Annotated in this window: 10 protein-coding genes; 6 read left to right on the plus strand and 4 right to left on the minus strand. The window is 68.5% G+C overall.

Going from position 1 to position 10,153, the window contains the following annotated elements; genetic code table 11:
• The coding region (locus PO768_RS25880) for a LysR family transcriptional regulator (protein WP_272648347.1) at window positions 1-319 on the minus strand (319 nt) is incomplete at its 3' end.
• A gap of 83 nt (window positions 320-402) precedes the next feature.
• Here PO768_RS25880 and PO768_RS25885 point away from each other — a divergent pair.
• On the plus strand, window positions 403-1,311 hold the full coding sequence (locus tag PO768_RS25885; RefSeq protein ID WP_272648348.1) for an EamA family transporter: 909 nt from the start codon (window positions 403-405) through the stop codon (window positions 1,309-1,311).
• Here the strand turns inward: PO768_RS25885 and PO768_RS25890 are convergent.
• Window positions 1,302-1,679, minus strand: a complete 378-nt coding sequence (locus PO768_RS25890) for a DUF1801 domain-containing protein (RefSeq protein WP_272648349.1) — start codon at window positions 1,677-1,679, stop codon at window positions 1,302-1,304. The two genes, PO768_RS25885 and PO768_RS25890, sit on opposite strands and share 10 nt — an antisense overlap.
• A gap of 1,216 nt (window positions 1,680-2,895) precedes the next feature.
• Here PO768_RS25890 and PO768_RS25895 point away from each other — a divergent pair.
• Entirely contained in the window at window positions 2,896-4,143 is a 1,248-nt protein-coding gene (locus tag PO768_RS25895; protein WP_272648350.1) for a cystathionine gamma-synthase family protein, read from the plus strand.
• An 88-nt stretch (window positions 4,144-4,231) separates the two neighbouring features.
• A complete protein-coding gene (locus tag PO768_RS25900) occupies window positions 4,232-4,795 on the plus strand; it encodes a hypothetical protein (RefSeq protein ID WP_272648351.1) in 564 nt (187 codons plus the stop codon).
• 28 nt (window positions 4,796-4,823) lie between these two features.
• Here the strand turns inward: PO768_RS25900 and PO768_RS25905 are convergent, their stop codons facing one another.
• Entirely contained in the window at window positions 4,824-5,903 is a 1,080-nt protein-coding gene (locus tag PO768_RS25905) for a tetratricopeptide repeat protein (protein WP_262970575.1), read from the minus strand.
• A gap of 192 nt (window positions 5,904-6,095) precedes the next feature.
• Here PO768_RS25905 and PO768_RS25910 point away from each other — a divergent pair, with 192 nt between their 5' ends.
• Together PO768_RS25910 and PO768_RS25915 are read left to right on the plus strand one after the other, a co-directional pair.
• Entirely contained in the window at window positions 6,096-6,578 is a 483-nt protein-coding gene (locus PO768_RS25910; RefSeq protein ID WP_272648352.1) for a MarR family winged helix-turn-helix transcriptional regulator, read from the plus strand.
• A gap of 150 nt (window positions 6,579-6,728) precedes the next feature.
• Window positions 6,729-7,664, plus strand: a complete 936-nt coding sequence (locus tag PO768_RS25915) for an alpha/beta fold hydrolase (RefSeq protein ID WP_272648353.1) — start codon at window positions 6,729-6,731, stop codon at window positions 7,662-7,664.
• Window positions 7,665-7,668: 4 nt separating this feature from the next.
• On the opposite strand, the gene PO768_RS25920 is transcribed toward PO768_RS25915, so the two are convergent.
• Window positions 7,669-9,765 carry a dipeptidyl-peptidase 5 gene (locus PO768_RS25920; RefSeq protein ID WP_272648354.1) on the minus strand — a complete coding sequence of 699 codons (2,097 nt, stop codon included), beginning with the start codon at window positions 9,763-9,765 and terminating at the stop codon, window positions 7,669-7,671.
• 90 nt (window positions 9,766-9,855) lie between these two features.
• Between PO768_RS25920 and PO768_RS25925 the strand changes: the two genes are divergently transcribed.
• The coding region (locus PO768_RS25925; protein ID WP_272648355.1) for a hypothetical protein at window positions 9,856-10,153 on the plus strand (298 nt) is incomplete at its 3' end.

The following is a 10,153-nucleotide window of genomic DNA, read 5'->3' on the forward strand; positions in this document are numbered from 1 at the left end:
CCGGGCCCAGCCGGTGCAGCTGGGCCAGGGGTTCGGCCAGGCGCTGGCGCAGCGCCTCGCCGGCCGCGCTCAGGCTCAGTTTGGGACCGCTGCGCTCGAACAGCGGCAGGCCGTGCCAGTGCTCCACGGCCTGCACCGCCCGGCTGATCGCGCTGTGGCTCAGATGGCGCTCGGTGGCGGCGCGGGTGAAGCTGCCCAGGCGCGCGGCCGCCTCGAAGGCCTGCAGCGCGCTCAGCGGCGGCAGCGTGCGGGTCGATGCCGAGGACGCGGATGCTGGCGATGGCGATGATTTCGTGACGGTGGGTTTGCGGGCAGGCATGGGTTGAATTGTGCATATGGCGCACGATGACTGCGCACAAAATCCGTTTTTCATGCGCCTGACTCACAACAAAAATCCGCCCCATGAAACCTTCCGAATGGCTGCTGGCCGCTTTCGTCGCCGCGATCTGGGGCCTGAATTTTTCCTTCATCAAGCTTGGCGTCGCCCACATCGACCCGCTGCTGCTGGCGGCGCTGCGCTTTGCGCTGGCGGCCTTCCCGCTGCTGCTGTGGATCGCGCGGCCGGCCATCGCCTGGCGCTGGCTGATCGCCTATGGCCTGGCCTTCGGCGTCGGCACCTGGGGCGGGGTGAGCTGGGCGCTGCGCGCCGGGCTGGCGCCGGGGCTGGCGGCCTGGCTGCTGCAAAGCAGCGCCTTCCTGACGCCGCTGCTGGCATGGCTGTGGCTGGGCGAGGCCCTGAGCCGGCGCCAGCGCCAGGGCGCGCTGGTCGCCGGCCTGGGCTTCGTGGTCGTGCTGCTGTCCTCGGCCGGGCCGGGCAGCACGGCGCTAGGCCTGGCCCTGATGCTGCTGGCGGCCGCCAGCCTGAGCCTGGCCAATGTGATCGTGCGGCGCTCGGGTGCCCGGGCCATGCTGGCGCTGATGGTCTGGTCCAGCCTGTTCGCGGCCCCGGCGCTGCTCGCCCTGGCCGTCGCCACCCAGGGCCTGGCGCCGCTGCAGGCGCTGCCGGCCCAGCTGCTGTCGCAGCCGGTGGCCCTGCTCTCGCTGGCCTTCCAGGTCTACCCCAGCACCCTGTTCGGCTACTGGGTCTGGAACACTCTGATCGCCCGCCACGGTGCCGGCACGGTGGCGCCGGTGGCCCTGCTGGTGCCGGTGTTCGCGCTGGCGTTCTCGGCGCTGATCTTCGGCACCCGACCCGGCCCGGGCCAGAGCCTCGGCATGGCGCTGATTGGCGTCGGCCTGGTGCTGGCCGCGACGCGGTGGCGCTGGCCAGGCACGGCCGGCAGGCTGGCCGGTGCGCCGCCTCAGCCCTGATCCCAGCCCAGCTCCGCGGCCTCGGCCACCAGTTGCAGCATCTCCGCGCGGTCCAGCACGGTCCCTTCGCGCAGTTCCAGCGTCGCCATCTGGTATTTGCCGCCCGGCCGCAGCTGCGGCTCGATATGGCGCAGGCGTTGACCCTGCCAGAAGCCGAACAGCAGGCGCTGCGGCTCGATGCGTATCAGCAGCACCGGCTCATCGGCTGCATTGAAGTAGACGAGGTGGCCCCACTTCAGCCGCTCCTCCAGCTGCGGGGCGCTCTCGTGCACCACCGCGCGCAGCGCTTCGGCATAGACACGCTGCCAACTGCCGGCCCGATGGCAGGCGATGTACTCGTCGGGCGTTTTGGCGGCAGTCAAGATCATCGGCGTCATACTCCGATCCCCCTCCATCAATCCGTCTTGGCTTCGTCCTTCTTGCCCACCAGGCTCTGGAACCAGCCCAGATACTGCTTTCTGAAGCTCAGCGGCGGGTGGAGCGGGTCGAGCAGCGCATTGCCCGGGGTCTGGCCGGCCTGCGCATCGCTCGAATGCTCGCGCATCTCGTCGTCGAAGCGCTTGATCCCGCCCTCGGCACCGACGTTTTTGGCCGAATGCAGATCGGCCTTGATCTCGAACAGCTTGCTGATCAAAGGCAAGGACAGCCCGGCCGCCAGCAGCGTGCCCACCAAGCCGCCCACCGGACCGCCTACAAAAGCCCCCAGCGGCCCCAGGCTGAGCAGGCTAGCCGCACTGACGCCGGTCACCGCCGCATTCAGATAGCCACCACCGGCCGCCATCTCGCCGGCAAAGCCCGCAGTGCCGCCAAGAACGCCGCCCAGCAAACCACCCAAGGGCCCCAGCGACAAGGTCGCGAGCCCGCTGGCACCCAGCATCGCTGCCGTCATGCTGCCCAGCGGCAGCTGTTCCGATCCGCCAAAACGGGTGTCGAAGGTCTTGTAGTGAGACAACTCATGTCCGACAGTGAAATTCAGCTGATCCTCATCCTTGCCTCTGAGCAAGCTGCCTTCGATCGNCAGCTGTTCCGATCCGCCAAAACGGGTGTCGAAGGTCTTGTAGTGAGACAACTCATGTCCGACAGTGAAATTCAGCTGATCCTCATCCTTGCCTCTGAGCAAGCTGCCTTCGATCGACACATCGTTGCCGCTGGCGTTGTTGCCGCGGCCTTCCGCATCGTAGAAATTGAGCTGGGCGGGGTCGATGCCCATGCGCTCGGCAATCGCCCGCAAGCGGCGCAAGTCCTCGCCCTCGAACTTCTTCCCTTTGCGAACACATTGGGCCACCGCCTGCACCGTGCTGCCGGGCGCCGGCTGCCGCAGTCGCGCCATCTGCCGCGCTTGCGCGGCCACACGCGGGCCGGCCGCCGGCCTCGGCTCGCTGCGGTCTCGATGCAAACTGCCAGCACCCCGTGCCGCTGCGGCCGGCTGAAATTCGGCTTGAGGGCTTGCAGAGACGGGGCATCGGGACGCGTGCATGGGCGGATTCTGAGCAGCCTCGCCCGCCTCGTCCATCAGCAATTTGCTGATCCACGCTGCAGCCGAGATGCGCTCGGGCGCCGCCCCGCCGCTGCTATCCTTCCGCGATGAATTCGCCCGACCACCACAATTCCCAGCTCAGCACCGACAACATCCACGCCGACCGCCGCTTCGGCGTCGAGCATGGCGGCGTGCACAAACCCATCCACACCTCGGTGCAATACGGCTTCGAACGCGTCGAGGACCTGATCGCCGTGTTCCAGGGCACGCTCAAGGGCGGCTTCAACTACGCCCGCCAGGGCACGCCGACCACGGCCGCGCTGGAGGCCAAGATCACCGGGCTGGAGCAAGGCATAGGCACGGTCAGCTTCGCCACCGGCATGGCGGCGATCACCGCGACCTTCATGACACTGCTGCGCGCCGGCGATCACATCGTCTCCAGCCGCTATGTGTTCGGCAACACCAACAGCCTGCTCGGCACGATGGAGGATCTGGGCGTGGCGGTCAGCAAGGTCGACGCCGGCTCGGTGGCCGCCGTCGAGGCCGCGCTGCGGCCCGAGACCCGCCTGGTCTTTGTCGAGACCGTCTCGAATCCCGGCACGCTGATTCCGGATCTCGAAGGCATAGGCGCGCTGTGCCGCGAACGCGGCCTGGTCTATGTGGTCGACAACACCATCACCTCGCCGGCCCTGTTCCGCCCGGCCGCCGTAGGCGCCAGCCTGGTGATCAACTCGCTGACCAAGACCATTGCCGGCCATGGCGACGCGCTGGGCGGCGCGGTCACCGACACCGGGCTGTTCGACTGGCAGGCCTATCCCCATATCTTCCCGGCCTACCGCAAGGGCGACCCCAAGCAGTGGGGCTTGCAGCAGATCCGCAAAAAGGGTCTGCGCGATATGGGCGGCACCCTGTCCTCGGACAACGCCCACCGCATCAGCGTCGGCGCCGAGACCCTGAGCCTGCGCGTGCGCCAGAGCAGCGCCACCGCGCTGGCGCTGGCGCAATGGCTGCAGGCTCATCCCAAGGTGGCCGCCGTGCACTACCCGGGCCTGGCCTCGCACCCGCAGCACGAACGCGCGGCGCGGCTCTTCAAGGCGGGCTCCTGGCTGCTGAGCTTCGAGCTGCGCGACAGCGCCGGCCTCAACGAGGTGCTGAACCGCCTGCGGCTGCCGATCAAGGCCACCGGCCTGGGCGACACCCGCACGCTGATCATCCCGGTCGCGCCGACCATCTTCTGGGAAGCCGGCGCCGCCGTGCGCGCCGAGATGGGCATTGCCGACGGGCTGGTACGGCTCTCGGTGGGCCTGGAGGATGAGGCCGACCTGATCGCCGACTTTGCGCAGGCGCTGGGCTGAGACTGTGGCAGGCCTGCGCAGCCTCCCGCTCCTCACCGCCCTGCTGCTGGCCGCCTGCGCCCACGCGCCGGCGCCGCAGACCGCGACGATGAGTTTCTTCGTCACCAGCCTCGGCCCGGGCCGAGGGGCGGATCTGGGCGGCTTGGAAGGGGCCGATGCGCATTGCCAGGCGCTGGCCACGGCGGCGGGTGCGGGCCAGCGGAGCTGGCGCGCCTATCTGAGCCAGCAGTCCAATAAGCAGCAGCCCAGCATCGATGCGCGCGATCGCATCGGTACCGGCCCCTGGCATAACGCGCGCGGCGAGCTGATCGCCGCCAACCTGGACGAGCTCCACGGTGCCAGCAACCGCATCAATCGCGACACCGCGCTGTCCGAGCACGGTCAGCCCACCCCGGGCCGCTGGCACGACATCCTGACCGGCACCCGCGCCGACGGTACCGCCCCCTCGCCGCTGGATCCCGACCTGACCTGCAAGAACTGGACGAGTGCGGCCGATGACGGCGCCGCCCTGGTCGGCCACCACGACCGCGCCAGCGCGATCAAGGAGTCCTGGGCCACCTCCTGGCTGTCGGCCCACCAGAGCCGCGGTTGCAGCGCGGCCAAGCTCTCGGAGCTGGGCAGCGGCGGGCTGTTCTACTGCTTCGCCAAATAGGCCGGCGACAGCAAAAGTCCGCCAAGCCTCAGACCGTCTCGCCCAGATGGGCCAGCGCTCTGGCGCGGACCCGCGCTCGCGCACGCTCAAGCTCAGCCAGCTCGGCCTGCAGCGTCTCGGCCGCCACCGCGTCGCCAAGCCGGCCCTGGCAGGCCAGCGCCGTGCGCAGCGCCAGCAGACGCAGGCTGGAGCCGGGCTGGGCGCCATCGGGAGCCAGCAGGGGCTGCAGCAGGGACATGGCCTCCGAGGGTCGGTCACGCCGCAGCAGCAGATCCGCCAGCGCCGCCTCGGCGGACATCTGGTAGTAGCGAGTGCCCTGCTCCTCGGCCAGCGCCAGGCAGTGGCGCAGCAACGGCTCGGCATCGTCCAGACGACCCGCCAGCGACAGCAGGTCACCCAGATTGAGCATCAGGACCATGCGGCGGTAGGCCCCCAGCCGTTGGTCGTCCAGAAAGCCGAGCACATGGCTGGCATGTCGCTGCGCACAGGCCTGCGCCGCGCGGACCGCATCAGCCTGTGGCGCGCCGGCCGCCAGTTCAGCATGGGCGCTGACGACAGCGCTGAACAGATTGGCATAAGCCTGGTGTAGCGCCTCGGGCAGTCCCGACTCACGCGCCAGCGACAGCGCTTGCATATGCAGCATTTCGGCTTCGTCGAACTGGCCCAGACGTGCATGGACATGGGCCGCGCAACTCAAGGCGCCGGGCAAGGCCTGATGCTGGGCCGGGTCGTCCTGTGCCAAGGCCAGGCCCCGTAGCGCATGCGGCAGGGCTGCGTCCGCCAGTCCCAGCTCCGACAGCGCGAAAGCCGCGAAGCCCAGGGCCCGGATGCATTGGCGCCGCAGCGCAGCGAGGTCGGCGGCCAGCCCGGCCGCTTGCAGCGCCGGCCGGGTGACGCCGGACAGATCACCCTGGCGCCAGCAGGCGGTGGCCTGCAGCAGCAAGGCTTCGACGCGCTGTGCTTCACTGAGATCGCGCCGCGCCAGCAAGGCGTCGAGCTGGTCCTGCAGGCGCTGCCAATGCTGGTCCTGCAGGCTGCTCTGCGCCCGCGCCAGCCACTCGGCCGCGCTGTCGCCGTCGGCGGAATCGGGCGCGCTGCGGGGATCCATGGGGTCAAGCGTAGCATCGGCGGCCTTGCCGCCGACCTCGCCGCCCGCACAATCATCACGATGAAAACCCTGCTGCTGCGCATGGCCATCATCATGTTTCAGCCGGCGCGCTGACCCAGAACGGAAAAAGAGGGGAAGACCGGCAAGCAAAGCTGCTTGCAATTAAATCGCACACGATTTAATATTCATCCCATGGCACGCAACACCACTTCTTCCACCGCAGTCATCAAGTCGACGCAGCCCAAGGCCGTGCTGCTGGACCAGCAGCTGTGCTTTGCGCTGTACTCGACGATGCTGAGCTTCAACAAGGTCTATCGCGAGTTGCTGAAGACGCTGGACCTGACCTATCCGCAATACCTGGTGATGCTGGTGCTGTGGGAACGCGATGGCCTGACCGTCGGCGAGATCAGCGAGCGGGTGTTCCTGGAGTCGCCGACGCTGACCCCGCTGCTCAAGCGCCTGCAGGCCGCCGGCCTGATCGACCGGGCCCGTTCGGCCGCCGATGAGCGCCAGGTGCTGATCACGCTGACCGAGCCAGGCCGGGCGCTGCAGGCCAAGGCACAGGCGATCCCGCAATGCATCGCGACGGCCGCCGACACGCCGCTCGCCGAGATCAACGAGATGCGCGACCGGCTGCTGGCACTGCGCGGCCGCATGCTCAAGGCCGGCGGCTGAGCCCGGCCACCCTACTTTTCCCTCACGCCAGACACCACGGACGAAGCTGAACGATCCGAACTCAAAACAAATAACTCGTACACGATTTAATTTCCAACAATCAATAACTCATACCTGTTCCCCCCTCACCCACCACACCAAGGAATTGCCATGAAAGCCCTCGCCAAGCAACTGATCGCCCTGTCCACGCTGAGCCTCGCCGCTGGCGCCGCGCTCGCCGCCGGCACGCCACCGGCGGCCCAGCCCAGCGGCAGCTATGTCACGACCCAGCAAGGCGTGCAGCTGTACTACAAGGACTGGGGCCCGCGCAACGGCCAGCCCGTCGTGTTCAGCCACGGCTGGCCGCTGAACTCGGACAGCTGGGAAGCGCAGATGCTGTTCCTGGCCGACCAGGGTTACCGCGTGATCGCCCATGACCGCCGTGGCCATGGCCGCTCCAGCCAGCCCTGGGAAGGCAATGACATGGACCACTACGCCGACGATCTGGCTGCCGTCATCAACGCGGTGGATCTGAAGGGCAAGAAGGCCGTGCTGGTGGGCTTCTCCACCGGCGGCGGCGAGGTGGCCCGCTATATCGGCCGCCATGGCACGGGCAAGGTCGCCAAGGCGGTGCTGGTCAGCGCCGTGCCGCCACTGATGCTGAAGACGGCGGCCAATCCGGGCGGGCTGCCCATTGAGGTCTTTGACGGCATCCGCGCCGCGCAGACGGCCAACCGCGCCCAGCTCTACAAGGACATCCCGACCGGCCCCTTCTACGGTTTCAACCGCCCCGGCGCCAAGGTCTCGCAAGGCCTGATCGACAACTGGTGGCTGCAAGGCATGCAAGGCGGCCACAAGAACACCTATGACTCGATCAAGGCCTTCTCCGAGACCGACTTCACCGCCGATCTGAAGAAGTTCGATGTACCGACCCTGGTGATCCATGGCGACGACGACCAGATCGTGCCGATCGACGCTTCGGGCCGCGCCTCGGCCAAGCTGGTCAAGAACGCCCAGCTGATCGTCTACCCGGGCGCACCGCACGGCCTGACCGACACCCACAAGGATCGCGTCAACCAGGACCTGCTGAACTTCATCAGGAACTGAGGCTTCAAGGCGAGTCCGTCGAGCCGGCGCCGCGCTTTTTGCGGGCGCCGGCTTTTTTCTGGGCAGCAGCCTCCTGCCCCTGCACCCAATCCAGGAACTCCGCGTACCACAGCCTCGAGTTCTGCGGCTTCAACACCCAGTGGTTCTCATCGGGGAACCACAGCAGCCGCGCATCGACACCGCGCGCCTTCAGCGTGTTGTAGTAGGCCAGGCCGTTGCAGTCGGGCACGCGGAAGTCGCGGGCGCCGTGTATCACCAGCGTGGGCGTTTGCATGCGCTGCGCGAAGCTGGCCGGGCTCTGCGCGAGCACGCGGGGCAGGTCTTGCCAGTACAGCGCGCCGAGATCGCGCGGACGCTCCGGGTAGGAGTCGGCGCTGAAGGTCGCGACGCGGTCGAACACACCGGCATGGCAGACATAGCTGCGGTAGCGGCCGGGCTTGATGTGGCCGTTCATCCACGCGACCATGAAGCCGCCATAGCTGCCGCCGGTGGCCGACAGGCGCTTCGCATCGGCCCAGGGCTGGGCCAGCAGCCAGTCACTGCCGGCCTCGATGTCCTGCAGCTCCAGCTGACCCTGGCGGCCCATGATGCTGTTGCGGAACTCGAAGCCGAAACCGCTGGAGCCGTGGTAGTTGACCTGGGCCACGACATGGCCGCGTGAGGCCAGCACATGGGGGTTCCAGCGGTAGCCGAAGGTATCGCCGGCGGCCGCGAATGGGCCTCCATGGATGACCTGCATCAGCCCGTGCTTGCGGCGCGGGTGGAAGTCCACCGGCAGGGTCAGCCACATCTGCACCGGCTCGCCGAGCGCGCCGCTGATCTGGACCTCGCGCAGCTCGCCAAGCCTGCGGCGCGCCAGCAGCTTGTCGTTGAAATCGTCCAGGCGCAACGGCGGTGCACTGCCGTCCGCCAGATCCCGCATGTGCAGTCGCACCGGATGATGGGCGCTGTCGCCGGCCGTGAGCAGCAAATCACCGGCCACATCGAAACCCTGCACCCAGCCACCCTCGGCAACAACGCCAGGCGCGCCACCGGCCAGCGGCTGACGCCACAGATGGCAGCGGCCGCGCTGCTGGGCCGTGAACAGCAGCGCGGCACCGTCCCCGGTCCAGCGCAGCGGCGCGTCGACGTGCAGGTCCAGGCCTGATGCATCACCGAGCAATCGCCAGCCCGGTTTGGCACGGCCGCCGCAGTCCACCACCGCCATTTTGGCCAGCGCCTTGTGGCTGCGGCCGATATGGGCGGCGGTGCAGGCCAGGGCCCGACCATCGGGCCGGTAGCGCGGCGCGCCGAAGTCCCAGGCCGGGTCATCGGCCAAGGCCCTGATCCGTCGGCTGGCGATCTCGATCTCGGCCAGGGCCTGGCGGTTGCCCAGCAGCTGGACGGTGGCCGGGTCGTGGGCGAAGGCGATGCGGCGGCCATCGGGACTCGCGTCATAGACCTCGTTACCGCCGGCATCGCGGGGCAGCTCCAGACCCGTGCCCTCGAACAGATCGCTGATGCGGCCGCTGCCGACATCGAGCAGCAGCAGGTGCAGCACCCGGCCCATCGGCAGGTTGTCGTCCCAGTAGCGGTAATAGGCCTCGCTGGTCGCGTAGCCGCTCTCCTTGCGCTCGCTGACCTCGGTCTTGTAGCGGCGCGCCTGGGCGGCTGCGCCTGTCAGCTCGGGCCAGACCCAGGCCGCGAAAACGATGCGCCGGCCGTCGGCCAGCCACTTGAAGGACTCGATGCCCGGCGCGAAATTGCTGATGCGGTGGGCCTCGCCGCCGTCGGCGTCGATCAGATAGAGCTGCGGGGTCAGGTCTTTACTGCCCTGCTGATCGCGACGGGCCAGAAAGGCGATCTGGCCGCCGCTGGGCGACCAGGCGGGCGCGCCGTCCTTGTCGCCGCAATGGGTCAGCGCGCGCGGCGGCGCGCTGGCGTCGGTGGACATCAGCCAGAGCTGGCTGCTGGATTTGTTCGCGTCCATATCGCTGCGGGTGACGCTGCAGACCAGGCGGCGGCCGTCGGGCGCGAGGGCGGCAGCACCGATGCGCTCGAAGGCCCAGAGATCGTCGGCGCTGAGCGCGGGAAGGGAAGAACGGGAGGCGGTTTGTGGCATGGCCCAAGTGTCGCAAACAAGGGAGCACGTCCTGCAACAGCGGCCGACATGGTATTTTCGGCCGCATGCAAAACGCGAGGGCATGAAGCGATGATGCTGAAAACACGCAGCGTGATGGTCGCGACCGCGAGCCTGGTGGTGCTGGCGGTGGCCCTGATTGCCTGGCAGATCGCCAAACAAAGCCCGGCGAGCGATGGCGCCACCACGGCCTCGGGTGTCGTGACACGGGCGCCGGTGCGCGAGGCCGCGCCGGCCGCTGCAACAGTCGCTGAACCAGCCGCTGTAACGGCCGCTGTAACGGCCGCAGCACCGGCCAGTCCAGCAGTCTCGACGGCAGCCAGCGAGCCCAGCGCCCCATCCAGCCGACCCGACGCAGCGCCCGCGCAGG

This window comes from Paucibacter sp. XJ19-41 (assembly GCF_028462495.1).
In the GTDB taxonomy this organism is placed as follows: Bacteria; Pseudomonadota; Gammaproteobacteria; order Burkholderiales; family Burkholderiaceae_C; genus Roseateles_E.